The 25,685-nt window shown below is 70.6% G+C and carries 21 protein-coding genes and 1 pseudogene; 12 read left to right on the top strand and 10 right to left on the bottom strand.

The window, feature by feature from the left end; translation table 11 throughout:
- Positions 1-60 precede the first annotated feature (60 nt).
- From O3S82_RS11030 to O3S82_RS11020, 3 genes are read left to right on the top strand one after another with little or no spacing between them, the layout of a single operon-like run.
- Positions 61-255: a hypothetical protein gene (locus O3S82_RS11030; protein ID WP_179423942.1), complete on the top strand. Its 195-nt coding sequence runs from the start codon at positions 61-63 to the stop codon at positions 253-255.
- The gene (locus O3S82_RS11025) at positions 252-1,751 is read left to right on the top strand and encodes a hypothetical protein (protein ID WP_269302829.1); all 1,500 of its coding nucleotides are present in this window, start codon (positions 252-254) and stop codon (positions 1,749-1,751) included. The genes O3S82_RS11030 and O3S82_RS11025 overlap by 4 nt, the downstream gene beginning before the upstream one ends.
- A 55-nt stretch (positions 1,752-1,806) precedes the next feature.
- A complete protein-coding gene (locus O3S82_RS11020) occupies positions 1,807-2,646 on the top strand; it encodes an aldo/keto reductase (RefSeq protein WP_269302827.1) in 840 nt (279 codons plus the stop codon).
- Between the two features lie 103 nt (positions 2,647-2,749).
- Here O3S82_RS11020 and panB read toward each other — a convergent pair whose 3' ends face one another.
- Positions 2,750-3,601: a 3-methyl-2-oxobutanoate hydroxymethyltransferase gene (panB, locus tag O3S82_RS11015; RefSeq protein ID WP_179423947.1), complete on the bottom strand. Its 852-nt coding sequence runs from the start codon at positions 3,599-3,601 to the stop codon at positions 2,750-2,752.
- An 82-nt stretch (positions 3,602-3,683) separates the two neighbouring features.
- Here panB and O3S82_RS11010 point away from each other — a divergent pair, with 82 nt between their 5' ends.
- Positions 3,684-5,375: a hypothetical protein gene (locus O3S82_RS11010; RefSeq protein WP_269302824.1), complete on the top strand. Its 1,692-nt coding sequence runs from the start codon at positions 3,684-3,686 to the stop codon at positions 5,373-5,375.
- Between the two features lie 4 nt (positions 5,376-5,379).
- On the opposite strand, the gene O3S82_RS11005 is transcribed toward O3S82_RS11010, so the two are convergent.
- Positions 5,380-7,131: an NAD+ synthase gene (locus tag O3S82_RS11005; RefSeq protein WP_269302822.1), complete on the bottom strand. Its 1,752-nt coding sequence runs from the start codon at positions 7,129-7,131 to the stop codon at positions 5,380-5,382.
- Between the two features lie 88 nt (positions 7,132-7,219).
- On the opposite strand from O3S82_RS11005, the gene O3S82_RS11000 reads away from it, so the two are divergent.
- The 3 genes from O3S82_RS11000 to O3S82_RS10990 are packed head-to-tail and all read left to right on the top strand — an operon-like array spanning position 7,220 to position 12,404.
- Positions 7,220-8,557, top strand: coding sequence for a glutamine synthetase family protein (locus O3S82_RS11000; RefSeq protein ID WP_179423953.1), 1,338 nt, complete (start codon positions 7,220-7,222; stop codon positions 8,555-8,557).
- Between the two features lie 4 nt (positions 8,558-8,561).
- Positions 8,562-11,453 (top strand): bifunctional [glutamine synthetase] adenylyltransferase/[glutamine synthetase]-adenylyl-L-tyrosine phosphorylase, encoded by a 2,892-nt coding sequence (locus tag O3S82_RS10995; protein ID WP_269302820.1) that lies wholly within the window; start codon positions 8,562-8,564, stop codon positions 11,451-11,453.
- Positions 11,454-11,507: 54 nt separating this feature from the next.
- Positions 11,508-12,404, top strand: coding sequence for a DUF3152 domain-containing protein (locus tag O3S82_RS10990; RefSeq protein WP_179423957.1), 897 nt, complete (start codon positions 11,508-11,510; stop codon positions 12,402-12,404).
- 32 nt (positions 12,405-12,436) lie between these two features.
- On the opposite strand, the gene O3S82_RS10985 is transcribed toward O3S82_RS10990, so the two are convergent.
- Complete coding sequence (locus tag O3S82_RS10985; protein ID WP_179423959.1) at positions 12,437-12,985, bottom strand: hypothetical protein; 549 nt, start codon at positions 12,983-12,985, stop codon at positions 12,437-12,439.
- A gap of 3 nt (positions 12,986-12,988) precedes the next feature.
- On the opposite strand from O3S82_RS10985, the gene O3S82_RS17365 reads away from it, so the two are divergent.
- Positions 12,989-13,996 carry a glycine zipper domain-containing protein gene (locus O3S82_RS17365; protein WP_442864730.1) on the top strand — a complete coding sequence of 336 codons (1,008 nt, stop codon included), beginning with the start codon at positions 12,989-12,991 and terminating at the stop codon, positions 13,994-13,996.
- Here O3S82_RS17365 and O3S82_RS17360 read toward each other — a convergent pair.
- The 3 genes and pseudogenes from O3S82_RS17360 to O3S82_RS10970 form a co-directional block, all read right to left on the bottom strand.
- A pseudogene (locus tag O3S82_RS17360) lies at positions 13,939-14,532 on the bottom strand (DUF6801 domain-containing protein); the annotation flags it as partial. The gene O3S82_RS17365 and the pseudogene O3S82_RS17360 sit on opposite strands and share 58 nt — an antisense overlap.
- Positions 14,533-14,806: 274 nt before the next feature.
- Positions 14,807-16,084 carry a fatty acid desaturase family protein gene (locus tag O3S82_RS10975; RefSeq protein WP_179423963.1) on the bottom strand — a complete coding sequence of 426 codons (1,278 nt, stop codon included), beginning with the start codon at positions 16,082-16,084 and terminating at the stop codon, positions 14,807-14,809.
- Between the two features lie 11 nt (positions 16,085-16,095).
- On the bottom strand, positions 16,096-17,187 hold the full coding sequence (locus tag O3S82_RS10970) for a ferredoxin reductase (RefSeq protein WP_269302814.1): 1,092 nt from the start codon (positions 17,185-17,187) through the stop codon (positions 16,096-16,098).
- Between the two features lie 215 nt (positions 17,188-17,402).
- Here O3S82_RS10970 and O3S82_RS10965 point away from each other — a divergent pair, with 215 nt between their 5' ends.
- From O3S82_RS10965 to O3S82_RS10955, 3 genes are read left to right on the top strand one after another with little or no spacing between them, the layout of a single operon-like run.
- Positions 17,403-18,029 (top strand): TetR family transcriptional regulator, encoded by a 627-nt coding sequence (locus O3S82_RS10965; RefSeq protein WP_179423965.1) that lies wholly within the window; start codon positions 17,403-17,405, stop codon positions 18,027-18,029.
- A 40-nt stretch (positions 18,030-18,069) separates the two neighbouring features.
- Positions 18,070-18,807: a GTP pyrophosphokinase gene (locus O3S82_RS10960; RefSeq protein ID WP_179423967.1), complete on the top strand. Its 738-nt coding sequence runs from the start codon at positions 18,070-18,072 to the stop codon at positions 18,805-18,807.
- Between the two features lie 50 nt (positions 18,808-18,857).
- On the top strand, positions 18,858-20,651 hold the full coding sequence (locus tag O3S82_RS10955) for an acyl-CoA dehydrogenase (RefSeq protein ID WP_269302812.1): 1,794 nt from the start codon (positions 18,858-18,860) through the stop codon (positions 20,649-20,651).
- Positions 20,652-20,696: 45 nt separating this feature from the next.
- Here the strand turns inward: O3S82_RS10955 and O3S82_RS10950 are convergent, their stop codons facing one another.
- Genes O3S82_RS10950 through O3S82_RS10940 form a run of 3 tightly spaced genes read right to left on the bottom strand, consistent with a single transcriptional unit; the run spans position 20,697 to position 23,856 of the window.
- Positions 20,697-21,107, bottom strand: a complete 411-nt coding sequence (locus O3S82_RS10950) for a carboxymuconolactone decarboxylase family protein (protein ID WP_179423971.1) — start codon at positions 21,105-21,107, stop codon at positions 20,697-20,699.
- Entirely contained in the window at positions 21,104-22,090 is a 987-nt protein-coding gene (locus O3S82_RS10945) for an Ldh family oxidoreductase (RefSeq protein WP_269302811.1), read from the bottom strand. Before O3S82_RS10945 ends, O3S82_RS10950 begins: the two co-directional genes overlap by 4 nt.
- Positions 22,087-23,856: a flavin-containing monooxygenase gene (locus O3S82_RS10940; protein WP_269302810.1), complete on the bottom strand. Its 1,770-nt coding sequence runs from the start codon at positions 23,854-23,856 to the stop codon at positions 22,087-22,089. Before O3S82_RS10940 ends, O3S82_RS10945 begins: the two co-directional genes overlap by 4 nt.
- A 167-nt stretch (positions 23,857-24,023) precedes the next feature.
- Between O3S82_RS10940 and O3S82_RS10935 the strand changes: the two genes are divergently transcribed.
- A complete protein-coding gene (locus O3S82_RS10935; RefSeq protein ID WP_179423977.1) occupies positions 24,024-24,641 on the top strand; it encodes a TetR/AcrR family transcriptional regulator in 618 nt (205 codons plus the stop codon).
- Between the two features lie 2 nt (positions 24,642-24,643).
- Here the strand turns inward: O3S82_RS10935 and O3S82_RS10930 are convergent, their stop codons facing one another.
- Positions 24,644-25,606 (bottom strand): phosphotriesterase family protein, encoded by a 963-nt coding sequence (locus O3S82_RS10930; RefSeq protein ID WP_269302808.1) that lies wholly within the window; start codon positions 25,604-25,606, stop codon positions 24,644-24,646.
- Positions 25,607-25,685 lie beyond the last annotated feature (79 nt).

Genomic DNA, 25,685 nt, shown 5'->3' with positions numbered 1-25,685 from the left:
GCGGTGCCTCCGGAATCGCGCCCCCGGGCGTCCGGTCCCCGCATCGGGCACGATGAGCCCATGGCGTACTTCTACTGCTTGAAGCACAACTCCGTCGAGGGCGAGGAGGGCTGCCGGGCGTCCGACCGCCTGGGACCCTACGAGACCGAGGCCGAGGCCGCACGTGCCCTCGAGACCGCGCACGAGAAGTCGAAGGCGTGGGACGAGGACCCGAACTGGAACGACGACGCCCCGCCCGCCGGCTCGCCTGAGTGACGCGGTCCGACCGGCCCCCGCGCGGCGGGTGGCCGATCGCGTGGGCGGCACTCGTCCTCCCGCTGCTGGTGTGGGCCGTCGTCCTCCTGGCCGGGGGATGGGTCCCGCACGGTGACACGGCGGTCGAGGCGGTGCGCGCGCACGACGTCCTCGGAGCGCACACGCCCCTGCTGGGGATGCCCTCGACGAGCGGCGCCACGGTCGTGGGCGTGCACGCGCACCATCCCGGTCCGCTGCAGTTCCAGCTGCTGGCGCCGCTGTACGCGCTGAGCGGCTTCGCGCCGTGGGCGCTCGTCGTCGGCTCGCTCCTGATCCTCGCGGCCCTCGTCGCCGTCTCGCTCGCCGCCGCCGATCGGGCTGCGGGCGCGCGGGGACGGCAGACGATGACCGTCGTGAACGGCGTCCTGGTGCTGGGCGTCGGCAGCTCCCTGGTGACCCCGTGGAACCCGTGGGTGGCGATGTTCGCCCTGGCGGCCGCCACCGCGTCGGCCTGGGCGGTCCTGGCCGGACACGGCCGGTGGTGGCCGGGGTTCGTCGTCACCGTCTCGCTCGCGGCGCAGTCGCACCTGGCGGTCGCCCCGGTGGCCGTCTCGCTCGGCGTGGTCACCTTGGTCGCCTCGGTGCTCCTGGGGCGCCGCGGCCGCCTCGACCTGCCGCGCCGCTCACTCGTGGTGTCGGTGGCCCTGGGGATGGCCTGCTGGGCGGCGCCGCTGGTGGAGGTCGCCCGGAACGAGCCCGACAACCTCGGCCTGCTGTGGACCGTCGCGCGGTCCGGGGACGGCGGACTGCTCGCCACCCTCGTGCTGCTCGTCGGCGTCGTCGCCGTCGTGTGGTGGACCGGCCGCCGGGGGCGCGGCCTGACCTCGGGCCGCCCGTTCGCGATCGTGCCGCTGACCCTCGTCGGCACGCTCGTCCTGCTGGCGGCCGGCACCCGCGCGGGGGAGGGCCGGGACTGGTACATCGTCTACGGGGCCGCGGTCCCCCTGACCCTCGTGGCCTGGACCGTCGTCGGCCGGGTCCGGCGGTCGCGCCACCGCCGCACGCTGGGCCGGGTCGCCGTCGCGGTGGCCGTGGCGGCCTTCCTCTTCCTCCCACGTCCGCTGTCGGACGCCGCGCGCCTGGACAGCGCGCGCGCCGCGCCCGTCGTCGACCGGGCGCGCGAGCTGGTCGCCGGTGCCGACGGACCGATCGCGATCGAGACGGTCGGCGGTCTCGCGTGGGTCAGCATCGGCCCGGCGGTCTACGCGGCGCTGCTGGCCGACGGTCACGAGGTGTACTTCGACGCGCGCGTGGACGGGATGCGCGAGGACGACTTCCGGCACCCGCGAAACCTCGACGAGCCACACCGCACGCTGGTCGTGCACAGCCATCCCGGCCGTCCCGAGCCGCCGCCGGAGGGCGCCGTGGTCGACCGGGTCGAGCTGGCCCGGGACGCCGGCGCCACCCAGGTCGCCGGGGACGAGCGGTACGTCGACCTCGTGCTGGTGCAGCCGTAGGCCGGCGCCGCTTGCGCGTGTGCGGCGCTCGGGTGCAGCCCGTAGCGTCGGAGGCATGACCGTTCCCACCCTCACCCTGAACAACGGCGTCCAGATCCCGCAGTTCGGCTACGGCACGTGGCAGGTGCCGCCGGAGACCGCGCAGGACCGGGTCGCCGAGGCCCTCGAGCTCGGCTACCGCCACATCGACACGGCCCAGATGTACGGCAACGAGGCCGGCGTCGGCGCCGCGATCGCCGCCTCCGGACTGCCGCGCGACGAGGTCTTCGTCACCACCAAGCTCAACAACAACCGCCACGACCCCGCCGTGGTCGCCTCGTCGCTCGACGAGTCGCTGGAGAAGCTCCAGCTCGACCGCGTGGATCTCTTTCTCATCCACTGGCCGCTGCCGACGACCGACATCGACTTCGTCGACACGTGGCGCGCGATGGAGGAGGTCTACTCCGCGGGCAAGGCTCGTGCGATCGGCGTCTCCAACTTCCAGCCCTCGCACCTGCGTCGCGTGGTGCAGGAGGCGACCGTGGTCCCGGCCGTGAACCAGGTCGAGATCCACCCGTACTTCACCCAGGACGAGCTGCGCGCGGTCGACTCCGAGCTCGGCATCGCGACCGAGGCCTGGTCGCCGCTCGCGCAGGGCCAGGTCTTCGACGACCCGGCGCTCCAGGCGATCGCGAGCAGCACGGGCCGCAGCGTCTCGCAGGTCGTGCTGCGCTGGCACCTGCAGCGCGGGGACATCGTGTTCCCGAAGGCCTCGTCGGTGGAGCGCCTGAAGCAGAACTTCGACCTGTTCGACTTCGAGCTCTCCGACGCCGACATGAGTGCCGTCTCGGCCCTCGACGCCAGCCGCCGCATCGGGCCCGACCCGGACACCATGGCCTGGATCCCGGAGGGCTGATCGAAGTCTCCCCGGTCAACAGGGGCAACCGTCACGATGCGGGGGAAACGTCCCCCGCATCGTGACGGGAAACCCCGCTCGGTCGGCCGAGCGGGCCCTGTGGTCAGCTCTCGAAGGAGTGCTCGGCTGCGGGGAACGAGCCGTCGGCGACCTCGTTCTGGAACTGCTCGACGGCGCCTGAGATCACGCTGCGCAGGTCGGCGTACTTCTTGACGAAGCGCGGGGCGCGGCCGGCGCGCAGGCCGAGCATGTCCTGCCAGACCAGCACCTGCGCGTCGCAGCCGGCGCCGGCGCCGATGCCCACGGTGGGGATGCGCAGGGTCGAGGTGATCTCGGTCGCGACCGGCTCGGGCACCATCTCCATCACCACGGCGAACGCGCCAGCGTCCTGCACGGCGAGTGCGTCGTCGATCAGCCGCTGGCGGGCGTCACCGCGACCCTGCACGCGGTAGCCGCCGAGGCTGTGCTCGGACTGGGGCGTGAAGCCGATGTGCGCCATGACGGGGATGCCGCCCTCGGTCAGCTTGCGGATCTGGGGCGCCATCTCGGCGCCGCCCTCGAGCTTGACCGCGTGCGCGAGCCCCTCCTTCATGAACCGCACACCCGTGTCGTAGGCCTGCTCCGGGTCGCGCTGGTACGAGCCGAAGGGCAGATCGGCGACGACGAGCGTGCGCTGCACCGAACGCGTCACGGCCTTCACCAGGACCAGCAGCTCGTCCACCGTGACGGGCAGCGAGGACTCGTAGCCGAAGACGTTGTTCGCGGCCGAGTCGCCGACGAGCAGCACGGGGATCCCGGCCTCGTCGAAGAGCTGGGCGGTGTACTGGTCGTAGCTGGTGAGCATCGCCCACCGATGACCCTCGGACTTCCACTTCGCGAGGTGGTGCGTGCGGACCTTGCGCACGTCGGGCGAGGCGGTGGGACGGGAACCGTACGGTGCGGGCTCTTCAGTCATGCCCACACGGTAGCCCCCGGCGAACGGTGCCCGGCGACCGTAGACTGCTCGGGACCTCGAACCCGCCCCGCCCAGGAGCTCCGTGTCGACCTCCTCCGCCTCGATCCCCACCCGGATCGGACGACGACTCGCCCTGCGCGAGCACGCCTGGTTCTGGATCGCGCTCGGACTGCTGATGGTGCCGATCGTCGTCTGGTTCGTCTCACGCCTGACCGAGGGCTGGCTGCCCCAGGGCGACGACGCGATGATCGCGATCCGCGCCCACGACGCCTGGACCGGTCACTGGCCGCTGGTGGGCATGCGCTCGACGAGCGACCAGACCGTGGAAGGCGTGTTCGCCTACCACCCGGGTCCCCTCGAGTTCTACGTGATCGGGCTGCCGTACCTGCTCTCGGGCTGGCGGGTGTGGGGCCTGCTCCTGGGCTGCGCGCTGGTGCTCGCCGCGTTCGTGGCCGTGTCGCTGTGGTCGGGCTACCGCGCCGCAGGACGTCCGGGTCTGCTGGTCATGGTCGGCGCCACGGTCACCCTCTACGGACTGTTCGGCTCGGTGCTCGTGCTGCCCTGGAACCCGTGGCCCACGGTCTTCGGCCTGCTCGCGAGCCTCGCCGTCGCCTGGCGGATGCTGCTCGGACACCGGGGGCTGTGGCCGCTATTGATGGTCTGCGTCAGCTGGACCGGGCAGGCACACCTGGGCGTCACGCCGATCGTCGGCCTGCTGGGCGCCTGGATGCTCGCCCTGACGATCCGCCGCTGGTGGCGGGGCTTCCGCAGTGCACCGGGCGAGGTCGCCCGGACCCTGCTGGTCACGTTCGTGTGCTGGCTGGGACCGCTGGTCGAGGTGCTGACGTACTCGCCGAACAACATCGGCGAGATCGCCGCACTCACGACGGCCGAGAAGACCGAGGACACGCCCACGGGCGACGCCTGGGTCCACCTGACCCACATGGTCTTCCCGTGGATCCGCCTGTGGCGCGACACCGGCGACGTCACCTACCCGGGCGCTGCGCTGATCGGGCTCGGGATCGTCGCCGTGGTCTGGCGTCGGCGGGATCGGCGCCGGCGCCGGCTCGACCGTGACGTCGACGTGGCGACCAGCGCGGTCGTCATCGGGCTCTTCGCGGTGGCGGCGACGTTCTGGGCGGGCACGCGCACCGGCGGCGACCTGCGGATCGTCTACCTCGACTTCACGATGGCGGGACCCGTCTTCTTCACGTTCGCGGTGGCGCTCTGGGCGTATCACCGCGCCCGCGCGTCACTGCGAAGCCAGGGCACGACCGACGACCGGATCCGCACCCTCACCACCGCGGCCGCGGCCGGCGTGCTCGCGCTGCCGGTGCTCGGCACCACCGCGGGCTCCTCGTCGGTGCGCACGTTCGTCGAGGCGGGCAACGAGGTCAACGCGGAGCAGGCCCGCCTCGTGCTCGACGAGCTCGTGCCGGTGCTGGGGGAGCCGCCGTACGCCGACCTGCCGGTCGAGGTCGAGGGCGTCGGCCTCACCGCATGGGGGAGCGTGGGACCCGCGGTCTCGCACCGCCTCGTCGTCGCCGGTCGCGACGTGTTCTACGAGTCGTGGTGGCCGAAGTCCGCCGACGACGACCACCGGCGCCCTCGCGACATCGACGGCGAGCGCGTGGTGGTGCGCCTCGAGGAGCGGCCGGGAACCGCGTCGTGGGAGGAGCCGGAGGAGCCCGTGGACGAGACCCTCACCTACCCGCTGCTGACCGACGAGGACGGCGGCGAGATCCGCGTCCTGCTGTCGGTCCGCGCGGAGTGAGGCCTCAAAGGCTCTCGCGCCAGCGGCTGGTGATCGGCACGCGCCGGTCGCGACCGAAGTTGCGCTTGCTGATCTTCGGGCCCGGCGGGTACTGGCGACGCTTGTACTCGGCACGGTCGACCAGCGTGATGACCTTCTCGACGATCGCGGGGTCGAAGCCCTCGGCCACCACGTCGGCCGAGCCGAGGTCGCGCTCGACGTAGGCATCGAGGATGCCGTCGAGCACGGGGTAGGGCGGCAGGCTGTCCGAGTCGCGCTGGCCCGGGCGCAGCTCGGCCGAGGGCTCCTTGGAGATCGTGTTCGGCGGGATCGGGGGCGTCTGGCCCTGGGACTCGGCCCAGGCGTTGCGCCACTTCGCCAGCTCCCAGACGACGGTCTTGGGCACGTCCTTGATCGGCGCGTAGCCGCCCACGGCGTCGCCGTAGATCGTGGAGTAGCCGGTGGCCAGCTCGGACTTGTTGCCGCACGCCAGGACCAGGTGGTTCTCCTGGTTCGACAGGCCCATCCAGATCACCGCGCGGATGCGGGCCTGGAGGTTCTCCTCGGCGATCCCGTCGAGGCTGAGCGCGTCCTGGTAGGCGTCGAAGATCGGCGCGATCGCGATCGTGCGCAGGTCGAGGCCGGTGCGCTCGGCTTGGTCGGCGGCGTCGGAGCGCGAGTGCTCGGTGGACCATTCGCTGGGGTTGGAGACGCCGAAGACCCGCTCGGGTCCGAGAGCGTCGCACGCGATCGCGGCGACGAGCGTGGAGTCGATGCCGCCGGACATGCCGAGCAGCACCGACGTGAAGCCGTTCTTCTCGACGTAGTCGCGCAGACCCAGGACGATCGCCTGCCAGCGCTCGCCGAGGTCGTCCCATCGCTCGGCGACGCTGCCGCTCACGGGCTCGTAGGCGGGCAGAGGCTCGCTGCTGATGACGGTGCGCTCGACCAGCAGGCCCTCGAACCGTGTGCCCGGCTCGGGCATGGCGGCGGTAGCGGCCTGCAGGTCGAGGTCGGCGATCAGCAGCTCGCTCTCGAACTGCCTCGCACGGGCGACGACCTCGCCGCGGGAGTCGACCACGAGCGAGTCGCCGTCGAAGACCAGCTCGTCCTGGCCGCCGACGAGGTTGGCGTAGGCCAGGGCGCACTCGCCCTCGCGGGCCCGGCGGGCACACAGGTCGAGCCGCTCGTCGTCCTTCGCGGCCTCGTACGGCGAGCCGTTCAGCACGACCAGCAGGCCGGCCTCGGCGTGCTTGGCCGCCTGGGACGGTCCGTCCTGCCAGATGTCCTCGCAGATCGCGATGGCGATGTCGACGCCGTGCACCTGGATGATCTGGGTGCGGTCGCCGGCGACGAAGTGGCGGAACTCGTCGAACACGCCGTAGTTCGGCAGGTGGTGCTTGTCGTAGCGGGTCACGACCTCGCCGCCGGTGAGGACCGAGGCGGAGTTGACCGGAGCGTTCTTCGGCACGCCCAGCCGATCCTCCACGTGGGTCGCGCGGTCGAGGTGGCCGACGATGACGACGAGGTCGCCCAGGCCCTCCTGTGCGAGGCGCTCGGCCAGCGTGGCGACGGCAGCCTGCGAGCGCTCGATGAACGACTTGCGGTAGGCGAGGTCCTCGATCGGGTAGCCGGTCAGCACCATCTCGGGGGTGACCAGCACGTGCGCCCCGGCGGCGTGCGCGTCGCGCGCGTGCTGCAGGACGAGCTCGAGGTTGCCGTCGATGTCTCCGACGACGGCGTTGACCTGGGCGAGGGCGAGACGAAGGTGGGGCACGACTCCCAGCCTAGGGCGTCCGACGGACGTGAGCCGGGTGACGGAAACCGCGACACGGACCGCGCGACGGCGGCCCTACACTGACCGCATGGGTAAGCAGGAGGACTTCGTCCTACGCGCGATCGAGGAGCGGGACGTCCGCTTCGTCCGGCTCTGGTTCACCGACGTGCTCGGCTCGTTGAAGTCGGTGGCGATCGCCCCGACCGAGCTCGAGGGCGCGTTCGAGGAGGGCATCGGCTTCGACGGCTCGGCCATCGAGGGCTTCGCCCGCGTGCACGAGGCCGACATGCTGGCCAAGCCGGACCCGTCGACGTTCCAGATCCTGCCGTGGCGCGGCGAGACGCCCGCGACGGCGCGCATGTTCTGCGACATCGCGATGCCCGACGGCAGCCCCTCGTACGCCGACCCGCGCTACGTGCTCAAGCGGGCGCTGGCGAAGGCGGCCGACTCGGGCTTCACCTTCTACACGCACCCCGAGATCGAGTTCTTCGTCTTCAAGAGCAAGCCCGAGCCCGGCACGCGCCCCGTCGCGGTCGACGACAGCGGCTACTTCGACCACACGGCCCAGGGCGCCAGCCAGGACTTCCGCCGCGAGGTCATCACGATGCTCGAGGCGATGGGCATCTCGGTCGAGTTCAGCCACCACGAGGGCGGCCCGGGCCAGCAGGAGATCGACCTGCGCTACGCCGACGCGCTGTCGATGGCCGACAACATCATGACCTTCCGCACGATCGTCCGCGAGGTCGCGCTGAGCCAGGGCAAGTGGGCGTCCTTCATGCCCAAGCCGTTCACCGACCACCCGGGCTCGGGCATGCACACGCACGTGTCGCTGTTCGAGGGTGACGAGAACGTCTTCTACGAGGCGGGCGCCGAGTACCAGCTGAGCAAGACCGGCCGCGCGTTCATCGCCGGCATCCTCGAGCACACGCCCGAGATCACCGCCGTGACCAACCAGTGGGTGAACTCCTACAAGCGCCTCGCGTGGGGCGGCGAGGCCCCGAACTACGTCTGCTGGGGCCACAACAACCGCTCGGCCCTGGTACGGGTGCCGATGTACAAGCCGCACAAGTCGGGCTCGGCCCGCGTCGAGCTGCGCGCCCCCGACTCGGCCTGCAACCCCTACCTGGCCTACGCGCTCATCCTCGCCGCCGGCCTCAAGGGCATCGAGAACGGCTACGAGCTGCCGCCCGAGGCCGAGGACGACGTCTGGTCGCTCAGCGAGAACGAGCGGCGTGCGATGGGCATCGCCCCGCTCCCGCGCAACCTCGACGAGGCGATCCGCACCATGGAGACCAGCGAGCTCGTCGCCGAGACGCTGGGCGAGCACGTCTTCGACTTCTTCCTGCGCAACAAGCGCGCGGAGTGGCAGGACTACCGCTCGCAGGTGACCCAGTTCGAGATCGACCGGCTGATGCCGGTCCTGTGAGCGCGTGACCCGCACCCGCTTCTCCGACCCCGAGACCGCCGCCGCGAACCTGGCGCGGCTCGGCGAGATCTCGTCCGACTTCGTCGACCAGATCGTGGCGGTGGCCGACCCCGACGGCGCGCTCGCGTCGCTCGTGGCGATCGCCGAGACCGACGAGGGTCCCGCGCTCGTCGCCGCGATGGAGGAGGACGCCGTCCTGCGCCAGCGCACCCTGATCGTGCTGGGCACCAGCCGGGCGATCGGCGAGTTCTGGCGTCGGCACCCCGAGTACGTGCGCGACCTCGTGGGGGAGCGGCTGCTCGAGCGGCCCGCCACCGAGCAGGAGTACCGCGACTGGCTGGCCGACGTGGACGACCCCGACGCGCTGCGCGTGGGCTACCACCGCGAGCTCGCCGCGATCGCCGCGCGCGACCTCAACGCCCACACCACGTTCGCGCAGTCGTCGGCCGAGCTCTCCGACCTCGCGGTCGCCACGCTCGGCGCCGCCCTGCGGATCGCGGCGGACGAGGAGGACGACTCGGATCTCGTGCGCCTCGCCGTCATCGCGATGGGCAAGACGGGCGGCCACGAGCTCAACTACGTGAGCGACGTCGACGTCATCTACGTCCACGAGCCCGTCGCGGGCGCCGACGAGCAGCGGGCCGCGGCCGCCGCCACCCGCATGGCCTCCGCGATCATCCGGATCTGCGGCGACCACACGGCCGAGGGCACGATCTGGGAGGTCGACCCCAACCTGCGCCCCGAGGGCAAGCAGGGGCCGCTCACCCGCACGCTGGCCAGCCACGTGGCCTACTACGACCGCTGGGCGGTCACGTGGGAGTTCCAGGCGCTGCTGAAGGCGCGCTACGCCGCGGGCGACCGCGAGCTCGCCGACGCCTACCTCGAGGCGCTGCGGCCGCTGGTCTGGAAGGCCGCCGAGCGCGAGGACTTCGTGCCCGAGGTCCGCCGCATGCGCCGCCGCGTCATCGAGAACATCCCGGCCGCCCACCGCGACCGTCAGCTCAAGCTCGGCAGCGGCGGCCTGCGCGACGTCGAGTTCGCGGTCCAGCTGCTCCAGCTCGTCCACGGGCGCGTCGACGAGAACATCCGCAGCTCCAACACGCTCGAGGCGCTGCACGCGCTCACCGACCGCGGCTACGTCGGGCGGCGCGACGGCTCGGCGCTGGAGGAGGCCTACGAGTTCCTCCGCGCGCTCGAGCACCGCATGCAGCTGTTCCGGCTCCGTCGCACCCACCTGGTGCCCGAGGACCTCGACGACCTGCGGCGCATCGGCCGGAGCATGGGCTTCACCACGAACCCCGCCGACAACCTGGTCAAGGAGTGGCAGGCGCACCGGCGCATCGTCAGCCGTCTGCACGAGAAGATCTTCTACCGCCCCCTGCTGGAGGCGGTCGCGTCATTGCCCGAGGACCGGCTGAGGCTCAGCACGCAGGCGGCCGAGGACCGGCTCGCCGCGCTCGGCTACAGCGACCCCAGGGGCGCGATGGCGCACATCAGCGCGCTCACGTCGGGCGTCACGCGCCGGGCCGTGATCCACCGGTCGCTGCTGCCGGCGATGCTGTCGTGGTTCGCCGAGTCGCCGCAGCCCGACGCCGCGCTGCTGGCGTTCCGGCAGATCTCCGAGGAGCTCGGCGACTCGCCCTGGTACCTGCGCAAGCTGCGCGACGAGGGCACCGGCGCGCAGCAGTTCGCGCACATGCTGGCCTCCAGCACATACGTCACCGACCTCATCCGGCGCGCGCCCGATGCCGTGGCGCTGCTCGGTGACGACGCGGCGCTCGTGCCGCGCGACCTCGACCGCCTCGACACCGAGATGACGCTGGCCGCGAAGCGCCACCAGATCCCCGAGGGCGCCGTGCGCGCCGTCCGGCGGATCCGGCGTCGCGAGCTGTCGCGCGTGGCGATGTCCGACGTGCTGGGCCGTCTCGACGTCACCGAGGTGGGCGAGGCGCTGACGGCGATCAACACCGCCACGATCTCGGCCACGCTCGCCACGGCCGAGGCCGCCTGGACCCTCGAGAACGACCGTCCGCTGCCCACCCGCAACGCGATCGTCCTGATGGGACGCCTGGGCGGCCACGAGGCAGGCTACGGCTCCGACGCCGACGTGATGTTCGTGCACGACCCCGTCGAGGGCGCCGATGTCGACGAGGCCAAGGCGTGCGCGCTGTGGATCGCTCAGCTGATCAGGCAGAAGCTCGGCGCCGCGGGCGCCGACCCCGCTCTCGAGATCGACGCCGGCCTGCGCCCCGAGGGCAAGAACGGCCCGCTCGTGCGCACCTTCGAGGCCTACGCGGCGTACTACGCGAAGTGGTCGGACACGTGGGAGGCCCAGGCCCTGCTGCGGGCCGAGGCGGCCGTGGGCGACCCCGGCCTGCGCGAGCGCTTCACGGCCCTCATCGACCCGCTGCGCTATCCCGAGGGCGGCCTCTCGGCCTCGCAGGAGCGCGACATCCGCCGGATCAAGGCGCGCGTCGACTCCGAGCGGCTCCCGCGCGGGGCGAACCCGAACACGCACCTCAAGCTCGGCCGCGGCGGCCTGGCCGACGTCGAGTGGACGATCCAGCTGCTCCAGATGCAGCACGCGCACCGCGTTCCGGCGCTGCGGACCACCCGCACGATCGAGGCGCTCGAGGCGGCCGCGGACGCCGAGATCCTCTCGGCCGACGACGCCCAGGCGCTGATCGACTCGTGGCGGCTCGTCACCCGCATCCGCAACGGCGTGGTGCTGTGGCGCGCCAAGCCCGCCGAGTCGATGGTCGAGACGGCCGCCGACCGCACCGGGCTCGCCCACATCCTCGGCATCGGGCAGGACCACACCGAGGAGATGGTCAACGACTACATGCGGATCACCCGCCGGGCCCGCCAGGTCGTGGAGCGCGTCTTCTACGAGTGAGGGCCGCCGCGTCTCGATGCGGGGGAGCGGGAGTCCGCGGGTTAGCCTGAGCGCATGCTCGCGCGACTGCTGCTTCCCCTCGTCCTGGCCGTGGGCCTGCTCTCGGCGGCGCCCGCCCAGGCGGCCGGCCCCACGCCCGTGGCCCCTGCGGCCGTCGCGCCCACCTCGCAGCCGGCGCCGCAGCGGATCGTGGTGCTCGAGAACCCGAAGGTGAAGGGCACCCACCGGTTCGGCAAGACGCTGACGCGGTCGGTCGGCCGCTACTCGGTCGGCGGGTTGAAGATCCGCACCCAGTGGCTGCGCAACGGCAAGCCCATCAAGGGCGCCAACCGGTGGAAGTACCGGCTCAAGGCCCAGGACGTCGGCAGCACCCTGCGCGTGCGGGTCACCGTGAGCCGCCCCGGCTACACGACCGTCTCGAGGCGCTCGCCGTGGCGCAAGGTCAAGCACGTGCGCGACGTGCGACGCACCGTGAAGTACTCGATCGTCACGAACGGGAAGATGACCACGAGCGTGAAGACGTTCAAGCGCCAGGTCGCCGAGATTCTCGACGACCCGCGCGGCTGGCGTGCCGCGGGCATCCGCTTCAAGCGCGTGAAGTCCGGCGGCTCCATGACCATCGTGCTGGCACAGGCGTCGCGTGTGCCCACCTACTCGAGCGCGTGCTCGTCCACGTGGAGCTGCCGCGTCGGCCGCCACGTCATCATCAACCAGGAGCGCTGGAAGCACGCGTCGCCGGCGTGGAACGCCGCCAAGGGCACCACGCTGCTGGGCTACCGCCACATGGTGGTCAACCACGAGACCGGGCACTGGCTCGGCTGGCACCACAAGTCGTGCGGCGGCAAGGGCCAGAAGGCGCCCGTCATGATGCAGCAGTCGAAGGGTCGGGGCGGCTGCACGTTCAACCCGTGGCCGAAGCCCTCGGAGCGCAACGTGCCCCGGTACCGCTGAGGCACCGGGGCACGCAGGACGCGTCGGTCGGGTCAGCTCATGATCGATGCACAGGTCTCGTCGTCCTCGAAGGCCTTCTTGAGTCCCTCGTCGCTCGCGCTCAGCTCGGCCAGGGGACCTTCGTAGCTCGACGACTCCGCCAGTGACTCGCTGACCTGCAGCAGCGTGGCCTCCATCTGGTCGGCGTCGGCGGAGCTGGCGGACTTGAGGTTCTTGATGACGCCCTGGAGCGTCTTCGCGCCGGAGGCGAGGGACTCCTTCGCCTGGTCGAACGAGGCGGGATCGACCTCGGGCGGAGCGCCCGCGTCGTCGAGCACGGTGGCCTGGGCCTCGAGCCGGTCGCGCAGCGTGCGCAGGAACCCCACGATCGCCTCCTGCGACTCCGCGGCGGTGCCGCTGGTCGAGGGGGGCTCAACCGGGGCGGTGGTCGGCTCCAGCGCCTTGCACAGCGCCTGGACCCACTGCTGCTGAGGCGTCGCGGGCTTCGCCTTGGCCTCGGGCTCGTCGGCGGAGCCGGTGCACCCGCCGAGCACGAGTCCCATCGCCGCCCCGGCGAGGGCCACTCGGATCGTCCTGTTCATGTCATGCCTTCCACGTCGGAACGAGGGAGGGCCCCACCGCGGCTGCGGCAGGACCCTCCCCGGGGTTCAGCTGGTGATGATCACGCTGCTCACGGGGCGAGCGTCGCGGTCAGCTTGTTGCCCGGACCCGAGGCGAAGATCGACAGGACGTCGTTCAGCAGGCCACAGCCCTGCAGCTTCGCGATCGAGTACGTGCTGGAGACCGAGCCGCCCTGGAGCGGATCGAAGCGGCCGTTGGACGCCAGCGTGATGTCGGACGGCTTGGACGTCTGGCACTTGCTGCCACCGCCCAGCTTCAGGCCGAACGACTTGATCGACGTGATCTGGATGTTGACCTTCGAGTTGGCGGTCAGCTGGCCGTTGGCCAGGTTGATGCCACCGGTGGTCTTGCCCACCGAGGTGAAGGCCAGGTCAGCGTCGACGGGCAGGAAGCCCAGCGCCTTCAGCTTCGCCTGGGTCTTGTCCAGCGTCAGGTCGGCGACGAACTGGCCCGTGGCGAGGTTGAAGTCGGCCGCGATCTTGCCGTTGAGCGGCGCCGTGCCGTTGCCGGCCTTGATGGTGGTGCTGCCCTTCAGCTTGAACGGCACCTTGATGACCGGGTCGCTCGTCGGCTGCGTCGTCGGCTGGGTGGTCGGCTCCGTCGTGGGCTCCGTGGTCGGCTCGGTGGTCGGCTCCGTCGTGGGCTCGGTGGTCGGCTCCGTCGTGGGCTCGGTGGTCGGCTCCGTCGTGGGCTCGGTGGTCGGCTCCGTCGTGGGCTCGGTGGTCGGCTCCGTCGTGGGCTCGGTGGTCGGCTCCGTCGTGGGCTCGGTGGTCGGCTCCGTCGTGGGCTCGGTGGTCGGCTCCGTCGTGGGCTCCGTGGTCGGCTCCGTGGTCGGCTCCGTCGTGGGCTCCGTCGTGGGCTCGGTGGTGGGCTCCGTCGTGGGCTCGGTCACACCGATCGAGCCCAGCGCCAGGTCGGCGGGGCCGGTGCAGGAGAGGGTGGACGGGATCGTGGAGTTGTCCGCCTTGTAGATGGTTGCGGCGATGTTGAACGTCGCCGGCATGCCCACGACCACCGAGTCGACCGCGTAGTCCGGGGTCGTGATCGGCGGCACGGTGCCGGTGGCGGGGATCAGCCACGGCTCGTTGGCGGTCTGGGGGATCGGCGTCCGCGGCGAGCCCAGGTTCGGGATCGCGACCGTGGTGGTCTGTCCACCCGTGGTCAGGGTGACGGCCGAGTCGGTCGACGAACCCGCAGCCTCGCGGCCACCGAGCAGCAGCGCCGTGGACTGGCGCAGGAGCTCGGGCATGGTGAGGGTGATGTTGACCGGCGTCTCGGGGATCACCTGGCCGGGGGTCACCGTGTCGGGCACGACGGTCGAGGCGCGGACGCCGATGTCCTGGATGCCCAGGTTGAGGCCGCCGGCGACCACCTCACACTTGTAGAGGAAGTTCTTCTCCAACGTCACGTCCGCAGCGCTGGCGCTGGCGGCTCCGATCACACTGATGGCCCCGGCGCTCAGGGCTGCAGCTGCCCCTGTCGCCAGGACCTTTCCGGTCTTCGTCATCTTCTTCACAAGGGTGTCCTTCTATGGGAGTTGAGCCGACCCGTCGAGAACGCGAGAGGTGCCCTCGGGAGAGACGGCTGTGACAGACACCACACAACCTAGAGCCACGAAAACGAAAGTGCAACTAGTGGTTACAAAGTCAGTGATCACTTTCTTCCCACCCGTCACGCGCCGCGAAAGCACGCAGGAATGCCAGCGAAAAGATGCACCACGGAAAACACGAAGCGCCCCGAATCCAGGGATTCGGGGCGCCTCGGAGGGCGAGGAGTGAGGATCAGGCAGCCTGTGCGGCCTGCTTCGCCTCGCGCTTGGCGCGACGCAGGGCCTTGGACTCCGGCGAGTTGCCGACCCTGTAGGGGTCCGACGGCTTGCGGCTGTACTGCGCGAGCTGACGCGCCACGCTCAGCAGCTGCTTGGGCAGCGGACCGGTGTTGTAGCGCAGGCCGTACTTCTCCACGAGGCGCTTCACGTCGACGCTGACCTCGGCGTAGCGGCGCGCGGGGATGTCGGGGAACAGGTGGTGCTCGATCTGGTGCGAGAGGTTGCCCGACATGAGGTGCAGGAGCTTCGAGCCCGAGATGTTGGCCGAGCCCAGGAGCTGGCGCAGGTACCACTGGCCGCGGCTCTCGTTCTGCGCGTCCTCCTCCATGAAGGTCTCGGCGCCCGCGGGGAAGTGGCCGCAGAAGATGATGAGGAACGTCCAGATGTTGCGGACGATGTTCGCGACCACGTTGGCGCCCAGCACCCACAGGGGAGCGGACCAGCCCATGATGGGCACGAGCGGCAGGGCCAGGGCCGGGTAGATCACGTAGTCCTTGAAGACCTGGCGGCGCGTCTTCTTCAGCGCGCGCGCCTTGTGCTCCTTGAACTCCTCCTTGCTCATGCGGCCGTTGATGTAGTCCGAGACCTCCAGGCCGTGGTACATCACGCCCCACTCGAAGAAGATCATCAGCATGAACGCCGCCGGCAGGTTGAAGCGGTGGCTGGGGTACCACGGCTGGTCCTCGTCGATGCGCAGCAGCCCGTAGCCGATGTCGCGGTCCATGCCGTGGATGTTCGTGTACGTGTGGTGGATGTAGTTGTGCCCGTGCTTCCAGTCATGGGCCGGGGCGACGTTGTCCCACTCGTAGCGCTTGCCGTCGATCATCGGGTCGTTCATCCAGTCGTACTGACCGTGCATGATGTTGTGCCCGATCTCCATGTTCTCGATGATCTTCGAGATGGAGAGGCAGATGACGCCGGCGATGAAGGCGGGCGGGAAGATCGGCAGGAAGATGCCGATGCGGCCCAGCACCTCGAACCACTTCTGGGCGCGCAGGACGCGTCGGATGTAGTCGGCGTCCTTCTGGCCCAGGTCGTCGAGCACGCGCTTGCGCACGGCGTCGAGCTCGTCACCGAACTCCTCGAGCTGCTCGTACGTCATGAACTCGAGACCGATCGTGGACCGGCGGTTCGGGTCGTAGGCGTCGACCAGCGGCACCGGGGCCTGGTTGTGGTCACTGGCGCTCAGCGGCTCGATCGGGGCGGGCTTGGACCGTCGCAAGAGGGACATGTTCTCTCCGTTCAGAGGTCGACCGCGACATCGCCCACGGGGACGTTGACGCAGACCTTGATGGTTTCGTCGGTGTCGGCACAGACCTCACCGCTGATGACGTGGCGCACCGCGCCGTGGAGCTTCTTGACCGCACACGTGTTGCACACGCCCATGCGGCATCCGTAGGCCGGCTTGAGGCCGGCGGCCTCGGCCTGCTCGAGGATCGTGGCGCCCGAGTTGGGCGCGTCGACGCCACTGGCGTCGAAGGAGACGCTGCCGGTGGCGTCCTCGGCGTCGAGGTCCACCGACGGGACCTTGAAGTACTCGGCCGTGAGCTGGTCGCTCGCGCCCAGCTCGTCGTAGAGCTCGGTGACCGTGGCGATGAGGCCGGCCGGTCCGCAGACCCAGGTGGGGGTCGTGGTCGGCTCGAGGTCCAGGCGCTTGAGGTGCTCCAGCGTGATGCGGCCGGTGAGCTCCGCGTCGGGCTCGGGATCGCGCGTGTAGACGCGGACCATGTCGACGAATGGCAGCCGGGCGAGCGCGTCGAGCTCGATCGAGAACATCTCGTCCTCGCGCGAGCGCGCGTAGTGCAGGAAGGTGACGCGGCCCTGGTGGCCGCGGTCGGCGAGGGTGCGCAGCATGCTCATGACGGGCGTGATGCCGGAGCCACCGCTGATCAGCAGCACGTGGTCGGGCACCTGCTGCGGCAGCACGAACTCGCCGGACGCGGGGGAGAGGTAGACGACGGTGCCGGGCTCGAGGCTCCCGGCATGCAGGAACTGCGACACGTAGCCGTCCGGGTGGGCCTTCACCGAGACGCTGAAGAGGCCGTCCTTGCGCTCCGCGGAGCTGGAGACGCTGAAGACGCGCACGCGGCGGGTGCCCTCGACCTCGACGCCGAACTCGACGTGCTGGCCCGGGACGAAGCCCGACCAGGAGCCGTTGGGGCGCATGACGACGGTGCTGGCGGCGCCGGTCTCGCGGATGACGTCCACGACCCGACCGCGCACGGCCTTCACCGTGAGCATGGGGTGCACCAGCGTCAGGTAGTCGTCCGGATGGTGCGGAGACGTCACCTTGGCGACGACCGATGAGGCCAGGGCCTTGCGGATCAGTCCCATGGGACTCCTGTCGGGTGCGGGGTTGTCATCAATCAGTGAACATCTGTTCACCAAAGCATGTCAGGTAGGGGCCCTGTGGGTCAACACGACGTGCCGTGTCGTGGAACACGTGTTCACCCAGTCCTCGCGCGGGCGACAGCACCGCGGGCGACGGTGAGCCCGCCCGGGGATCCACCGTCTGGCTGCCCCGCGCGTCGTCCCCCTAGGCTGGGGCCGTGTCCGAGGCCGTCAGTGCGCGTCAGCTGCAGAAGGAGCGCACGCGTGGTGCGCTGCTCGACGCCGCGCTCGAGCTGAGCAGCGAGCAGGGCTTCGCCCAGACCAGCCTGCGCCAGGTCGCGAAGCGCGCCGGCGTCGTGCCCGCGGCCTTCTACCGGCACTTCGCCTCGATGGACGAGCTGGGCCTCGCGCTGGTGGAGCGGTGCTTCGGCACGCTGCGCACCATGATCCGCGACGCCTCGCGCGACCCCGAGGTCTTCCTGCAGATCATCGACGCCGCGGCCGAGATCCTCGTCGACGCCGTCAAGGAGAACAAGGCCGACTTCGCCTTCGTCGCGCGCGAGCGCGTCGGTGGGTCCGAGGTCGTGCGGCGCGCCATCGGGCACGAGCTCGATCTCTTCGTCTCCGAGCTCGCCGTCGTCCTGGCGCGGCTGCCCAACATCGAGAACTGGAGCGCCGACGACGTCCAGATGGTCTCGCGCCTCTTCGTCCGCAACATGGTGGCGAACGCCGAGGAGGTCGTCGAGATGCCCGAGGGGCGGCCGGATCTCGAGGCCAGGATCCGCGAGGGCGCGCGTCGCCAGATGCGCCTGATCGTGCTCGGGTTCAAGGACTGGCGCAGTTGATCGGCGCGCCGCGCTTTCGTCGACCGGGCACGATGGGCGCATGAGCGTGAGCGGATCAGCGGCCGGCGAGACCGAGAGCGGGACGGAGGAGCCGTCCGATCTCGACATCGGGGTCCTGCGCCAGCTGGCCGGTGCCCCGCACGGACCCGTCGAGTTCCGGCGCCGCCTGCGCGAGACGCAGCAGCAGATGTCCTCGTTCCTCATGGAGTACAAGTTCGCGCTCGACGAGGTCGAGACGAAGATCTCGATCCTGCGCGAGGAGTTCGAGCTCGCCCACGAGTACAGCCCCATCGAGCACGTGAAGTCGCGGCTCAAGACCCTCGAGAGCCTCGTGGCGAAGGTCGACCGCGTCGGCTGCCCGCGTGACCTCGGCGCGATCCGCGAGCAGATCCGCGACATCGCCGGCATCCGCGTCTCGTGCGTGTTCGTCGAGGACACCTACCGGTTCGCGCGGATGCTCACCCAGCAGCAGGACCTCACGGTGCTGGAGACGAAGGACTACATCGCGAACCCGAAGCCGAACGGCTATCGGAGTCTGCACCTCATCATCGAGCTGCCCGTGTTCCTGTCCGACCGCACGGTCCACGTGCCCGTCGAGGTGCAGATTCGCACCATCGCGATGGACTTCTGGGCCAGCGTCGAGCACCAGATCTACTACAAGTACGGCACGCACGTCCCCGAGCACCTGCACGACAAGCTGACCGAGGTGGCGAGCACCGCGGCGGACCTCGATGCGCAGATGGGTCTGCTCCGCGAGGAGATCCGCTCGCTCGGCTGAGCCGTTCTCGGCTATCGTGTGACTAAGCAAGCGCTTAGTCAGGAGTTCCCATGTCCGTGGTGCTGTCCCGTCGGGACGTCGATTTCCTTCTGTTCGACTGGCTCAAGGCCGCCGAGCTGACCGAGCGGGAGCGGTACGCCGAGCACTCGCGCGAGACGTTCGACGCGGTCCTCGACCTGTCCGAGACGATCGCCACCGAGCGGTTCGCCCCCATCAACCGTCTGCTCGACGCCAACGAGCCGGTCGTGGGGGAGGACGGCAAGGTCGTCCTGCCCGCCGAGCTGGGTGAGGCGCTCGCCGTCTACCGCGACTCGGGAATGTCCGCGGGCGTCTTCGACGCCGACCTGGGCGGCATGCAGCTGCCCTTCACGGTCAGCCAGGGTGCGTTCGCGTTCTTCCAGGCCGCCAGCGCCGCCGCGGCGTCGTACCCGTTCCTGTCCACCGGCAACGCCAACCTGCTCGTCGAGCACGGTACGCCCGAGCAGGTGCAGACGTACGCGGTGCCGGTGATCGAGGGCCGATGGTACGGCACGATGTGTCTCTCCGAGCCCCAGGCCGGCTCGTCGCTCGGCGACATCACGACGCGCGCCGTGCGGCAGGAGGACGGCACCTACCGCCTGTTCGGCACGAAGATGTGGATCTCCGGCGGCGACCACGAGCTGACCGAGAACATCGTCCACCTCGTCCTGGCGAAGGTCGAGGGCGCGCCTCCGGGCGTCAAGGGCATCAGCCTGTTCATCGTGCCGAAGCACCTCGTGAACGAGGACGGCTCGCTCGGCGAGCGCAACGACGTCGCCCTCGTCGGCCTCAACCACAAGATGGGCTGGCGCGGCACCACGAACACGCTGCTGAACTTCGGCGAGGGTCTCGCCACCCCCGGCGGCGCGGCCGGTGCCGTCGGCCACCTCGTGGGCGACGAGGGCCAGGGCCTCGCGCAGATGTTCCACATGATGAACGAGGCGCGGATCTCGGTGGGCATGGGCGCCGTGGCACTCGGCTACACGGGCTACCTGCACGCGCTCGACTACGCGAAGACCCGCACGCAGGGCCGGATCCCCGGCGCGAAGGACCCGTCGGCGCCGATGGTGCCGCTCACCGCGCACGCCGACGTCCGCCGGATGCTGCTGGCGCAGAAGTCCTACGTCGAGGGCGGCCTCGGGCTGCTGCTGTACTGCGCACGGCTCATCGACGAGCAGGCCACCGGTGCCGACGAGGCCGCGCGGACCCGCGCGCACGACCTCCTCGAGGTCCTCACGCCGATCGCCAAGTCGTGGCCCTCGCAGTGGTGCCTGGCGGCCAACGACCTGGCGATCCAGGTGCACGGCGGCTACGGCTACACCCGCGACTACGCCGTGGAGCAGTTCTACCGGGACAACCGGCTGAACCCGATCCACGAGGGCACGCACGGCATCCAGAGCCTCGACCTTCTCGGCCGCAAGGTCATCGCCGGAGGGGGCGCCTGGCTGGCGACCCTCGTCGAGACCATCAAGGCCACGGTGGCGCGTGCCGCCGCCGCGGACGAGACCGCCGACTACGCGAAGCAGCTCGATGCCCGCGTCGACCGCCTCGTCGAGGTCACGGGCCAGCTGTGGGCCGGTGGCGACCCGGCCGTCGCCCTGGCGAACTCCGCGGTCTACCTCGAGGCCGCCGGCCACGTGGTCGTCGCCTGGGTGTGGCTCGAGCAGCTGCTCGCGGTGGGGGCGCGCCACGACGCGTTCTTCGAGGGCAAGCGCGCCGCGACGCGCTACTTCTTCGCCTTCGAGCTGCCGAAGGTCGACCCCCAGCTCGACCTCCTGGCCTCGCTCGACCGGACAGTCCTGGACCTCGATCCGGCCTCGCTGTGATCCTGCCCGCGGGGTCGTCGTGAAGGGGGACGACGACCCCGCCGGTCAGGCGGTGGCCGCCTCCCTCGCGAGGGCGGCCTTGACCCGGCGCATGCCCGCCAGGCCGACGGGGGCGCCGCAGTAGGCGCCGCAGTGGATGACGACCTCGGTGATCTCCTCGGGCGTCAGTCCGTTGCGCAGGCCCCCGAGGACGTGGGCCTCGAGCTCGTCCCCGTGGCCCCCGGCCACGAGGAGGGCGATCGTGACGAGGCTCCGGGACCGCCGGTCGAGCGCCTCGCGGTTCCACAGCGTGCCCCACACCTGCCCCGTGAGCAGGTGCTGCTGGTCGTCGCCGGGCTCCGCCGGTCGCTCCAGCGTGCGGGCCACGTAGGCCTCGCCCAGGACGGAGCGCCGGGTGGCCAGGCCCTGGCGGACCGCCGGGTCGTCGGAGGACTCGAGGTCGGACAGGACGCTCATGCGGGGGACTCCACGAAGTCGCGCAGCAGCTTCACGATCTCGTCGGAGACCTCGATCTCGCCGGCGGCGAAGGTGGCGTCGCGGGTCGCGACCGAGCGGTCGAAGGGCATGCGCACGGGGGAGTCCGGGTCGGCCGGACGCGTGGACCGCACCCAGTCGCCGTACTCGCCGGCGCGCTGGGGGAAGTCCGACGAGAACGCGTTCGGGTCCATCACGACCATGAAGAAGCCCATGTCGGTGAGCCAGGGTGGATCGGTCTCGGCACCGGACATCATGCCGAGCAGCTGCGCGCTGATCGCCAGGCCCGAGCCCTTGTGGCCGCCCCACGGGGCGATCGCGCCGCCGTCGAGCGCGGCAGCCGCGTCGGTGGTGGGGGAGCCGTCGGGCGCGAAGGCGAGGCCGGGAGCGAGCTCCTGGCCGGTCTTGATGGCGAACGACAGGTCGGCGAGCATCGCCGCCGACGTGCCGATGTCCCAGATGATCGGCTGGCCGGGCGTCGGGAAGCCCCACGCCACGGGGTTGGTGCCGAACCGTCCCTCGGTGCCGCCGTGCGGCGCGACCGTGGGACCTCCGCTGCTGGCGACGAAGCCGACGAGGCCGGCGGCGGTCACCATCTCGAGGTAGTACGTGAACATGCCGGTGCACCACGTGTTGCGCGCGGTGCCGGCGACGACCGGCACGTGCCGGGCCTTCTCGATGAGGGTCTCGGTCAGCTGCTTGGCCACGATGTAGCCGAGCTGGTCGCCGCCGTCGAGCGCGATGCTGGACGCGGTCTCCTGCTCGACGACGACCGGGCCGAACGGCTCGGACCTGCCGAGCCGCTCGACGAGGGTCGCGGCGCGGGGGAGCCCGCCGACGTCGAAGCCGCGGACGGTGCAGTCGATGAGGTGGTCGGCGATGATCGTCTGCTGGGCGTCGTCGTAGCCGAACCGGGCCATCGCCTGTCGGACGAGGTCGTGGGCCTCGGTGATCTGGAGCTTCATGCGGTCCTCCTCGCCGGAGCGATCTTCTCGAGCTCGGCCTTGATCTGGACGGCCAGGTACTTGGAGTTGGCGCGGCACGCGGCCAGGCTGCCGGCGTGGAACCACAGACCGGGCTGGGCCGTGCGGCGCCACATGTTGCGCATCTCGCCGCCGTCGTCGACGCCCCAGATCGGGCCCACGGCGTCGGCGACCTCGTCGCCGAAGTAGCGGCGGACGTCCTCCTGCTGGTTGCCGTAGCCGGTCGCCATCACCACGAGGTCGAGCGGCAGGACCGAGCCGTCGCGCAGGCGCACGCCGTCGGCGGTGAAGCGCTCGATCTGGTCGTGCTGGATGAGGCCCACCTCGCCGTCGGCGATCAGGTCCGAGCAGCCGACGTTGATGTAGTAGCCGCCACCACGGCGGTTGTACTTCAGGTGGAAGCCGGTGTGGTCCTCGCCGATGTCGGTCCGGAAGCCGACGGCGTGCAGTCGCTCGAGCAGCTCGGCGTCGTCCTTCAGCATCTGCTGGGCGAGCAGCTGGTTCGCCTTGATGAGCGTGGGGAACGAGTTGCCCGCCGCGATCAGGTCGGCGTCGTCGAGCGGCAGGCCCTGGGAGAAGAGCGCGTACACCGAGATGCCGCTCGGCTCCAGGCTCACCACGGTGGTCGAGCTGCGCTGGACGATGGAGACCTCCGAGCCGAGGGCGTGGAGGTCCTGGGCCACGTCGTGGCCGCTGGTGCCCGTGCCGATCACGAGGGCCCTGCGGCCTCGGAACTCGGCGCCGGAGGAGTAGCGGCTCGAGTGCATGACCTCGCCGGCGAACTCGTCGAGCCCCGGGAGCTTCGGCATGCTCGGGATGCCGCTGACGCTGCCGGTGGCCATGACGACGTGACGCGGCTGCATCGTCACCGTGGTGCCCTCGCGGTCCAGCTCGACCGTCCACTGGTCCGCGGACTCGTCGTAGCGGCCCGAGACCAGGCGGGTGCTGGTCCACGTGTTCAGCTCCATCGCCTCGGCGTAGAACTCGAACCAGTCGGCGAGCTTGTCCTTGGGGATGTAGGTCGGCCACGTGTCGGGGAACTCCAGGTAGGGCAGGCTCGCGACCCACGCCTCGTTGTGCAGCGTGAGGGAGTGGTAGCGCTTGCGCCACACGTCGCCGACGCGCTCGTGGGCGTCGATGACCAGGGCGTCGACGCCGATGGTGCGCAGGCGCGCCGCGATCGTCAGGCCGGCCTGTCCGCCGCCGACGACCAGGACCTCGGGGTCACGGTCGGCGTAGGCGCGCTCGGCCTCGCGCAGGTCCTTCCAGTTCTGGCCGCCGAAGGTGCGCGAGTAGGCGGTGCCGTGGGGACGGCGGGCGCCGCGCCGCTCCTCGAAGCCCTCGAGCTCCTGCAGCGTCGTGAGCAGCGTCTTGGCGAGCATGCGGCCGTCGGGCTCCTCGCGCAGCCGCACGATGCCCGTGCCGTGGCCGACCGAGGTCTCGAACGTGTGGAAGCCCTCGACGACCTCCTCGCCGGCGCGCCGCACCCGGGACGTCGGCGTCCGCGTCAGGTCCGGGAGCACCTGGCTGGCGCGCGTCTCGGCGTTCGTCTCGAGCAGCCGGTCGGCGATGGCCTCCGGGCCGACCGCGGTGCTGAAGTCCCACGTGAACGCGACGATGTCGCGCCAGTCGGCGTCCTCGGTGAACAGGGACGCGAGCGCCTGCCTGTCCTCGCGCTCGAGCGCCGACGCGAACGCGGCGAGCCAGGCGTCCAGTGCGGACTGCTCCGGGGTGGGGTGGTGGGACATGCGGCCTCCGTTGCTGCGAGGGGTGTGCCGTGCTCTGTGGTGCAGGTCACTGTAAGTTGAACCTGGCGCCATTGTCAACTATCATCGGTTCCCATCGCGGTCCCGCGTACGGGCTCGCGCGTCGTGCACAATGCGCAGTGGCGAGACGTTGGAGACGAGGGGCGGACGTGGCACCGGTACATGACAAGCAGCTGACCGAGCGGGGGCGCAGGACGCGCGACAACCTGCTCCATGCGGCCTCGGTCGTCTTCGCACGCCAGGGCTTCCTGGACACGAAGATCACCGACATCACCACCGAGGCCGGCACGGCCAACGGCAGCTTCTACAACTACTTCGACTCCAAGGAGGACATCTTCCGCGCCGCGATCGCGCAGGTGAACGGACGGATGTTCGAGGTGGCGGCGTCGCGGCTGCCCGAGGGGGCCTCGCCCTACGAGCGCATCGAGGCGGCGACCCGCCGGTACGTCGAGGGCTACAAGGCCGACGCGGGGATGATCATGATCCTCGAGCAGGTCGCCACCTTCAGTCCGGAGTTCAAGGCCATGCGCCGCGAGACGCGCACGATGTTCCGGGCGCGCACCGAGCGTGGCATCCGCCGCTGGCAGGAGGCGGGCGTCATCGATCCCGCGCTCCCGGCCCAGGTCGCGGCCGACGCGCTGACCTCGATGGTGAGCAACTTCTGCTACATGTGGCTCGTCTTCGACGAGGACTACGACACCGAGACCGTGGTCACGACCCTCAGCCGGATGTGGGCGCAGGCGCTGGGGCTCCCCGTCCCGGACTGACGTCATCCCAGGATGTCGGCCGGGTTGGCCACCAGCATCTGCTCGACCTGCTCGTCGGTCACGCCGCGGTCCCGCAGTGCCGGCAGGACGTCCGCGTGGACGTGCTCGTAGTGCCAGTTCGGCATCAGCTTCTCCTTGGCATCCAGGTCGAAATTGTGCGTGTAGCTCGAGGCGTCGTGGGCCAGGACCAGCTGCCCCGCGTAGCCCTTCTCGCACAGGGTCGCCACGGTCGCGACGCGGTCCTCGAAGGAGAGCATGAGGTCCAGGCCGAACCGGTCCATGCCGAGGTAGACCCCATGGTCGAGCAGTCGCTCGAGGTAGTCCAGGTCGGTCGTGTCGCCCGAGTGACCGATCACGACGCGTGACAGGTCGACGCCCTCCTCGACGAAGACGGCGAGCTGGTCGGCGCCGCGCTCGGTGGGGGCGTGCGTGTGCGTGGAGATCGGCGCGCCGGTCTCCCGGTGGGCGCGGGCGGCCGCCCGCAGGATGCGCTCGACGCCGGGCGTGATGCCCTGGGCGTCGGTGGCGCACTTGATGATGCTGGCCGTGATCCCGGTGTCGGCGATGCCCTCGGTGAGGTCCTTGACGAAGAACTCCGTCAGCAGCTCGGGGCCGTCGATCAGCAGCCCCGGTCCGCGGAACTTGAAGAACATCGGCACGTCGTCGTACGCGTACAGGCCCGTGGCCACGACGATGTTCATCCGCACCTGCTCGGCGACCCGCTGCACGCGCGGGAGGTCGCGTCCGAGGCCCACCACGGTGAGGTCGACGATCGTCCGCACGCCGCGGTCGTACGCCGACTCGAGCTTGGCGATCGCGTCCGCCACGCGGACCTCCTCGTCCCAGCGGCCGGGGTAGTTCCGCTCGATCTCCGCATTCAGCACGAAGACGTGCTCGTGCATGAGCGTGTGTCCGAGCTCGGTCACGGGGACGTGTCGGCCGGCTGCGGTGGCGATGGTCTTCATGGGGTCCTTTTCCGGGGGGCGGTAGTTGACAGTGGCGCCAGATTCATGTTTGGTGTGTGACAGCCAACACAGTGGAGCG

Origin of the sequence: Aeromicrobium sp. HA (assembly GCF_027171405.1) — a bacterium.
GTDB classification, from domain to species: Bacteria; Actinomycetota; Actinomycetes; order Propionibacteriales; family Nocardioidaceae; genus Aeromicrobium; species Aeromicrobium tamlense.
The sequence above is the reverse complement of the archived record's forward strand: the minus strand, read 5'-3'. Positions and strand labels throughout refer to the sequence as shown.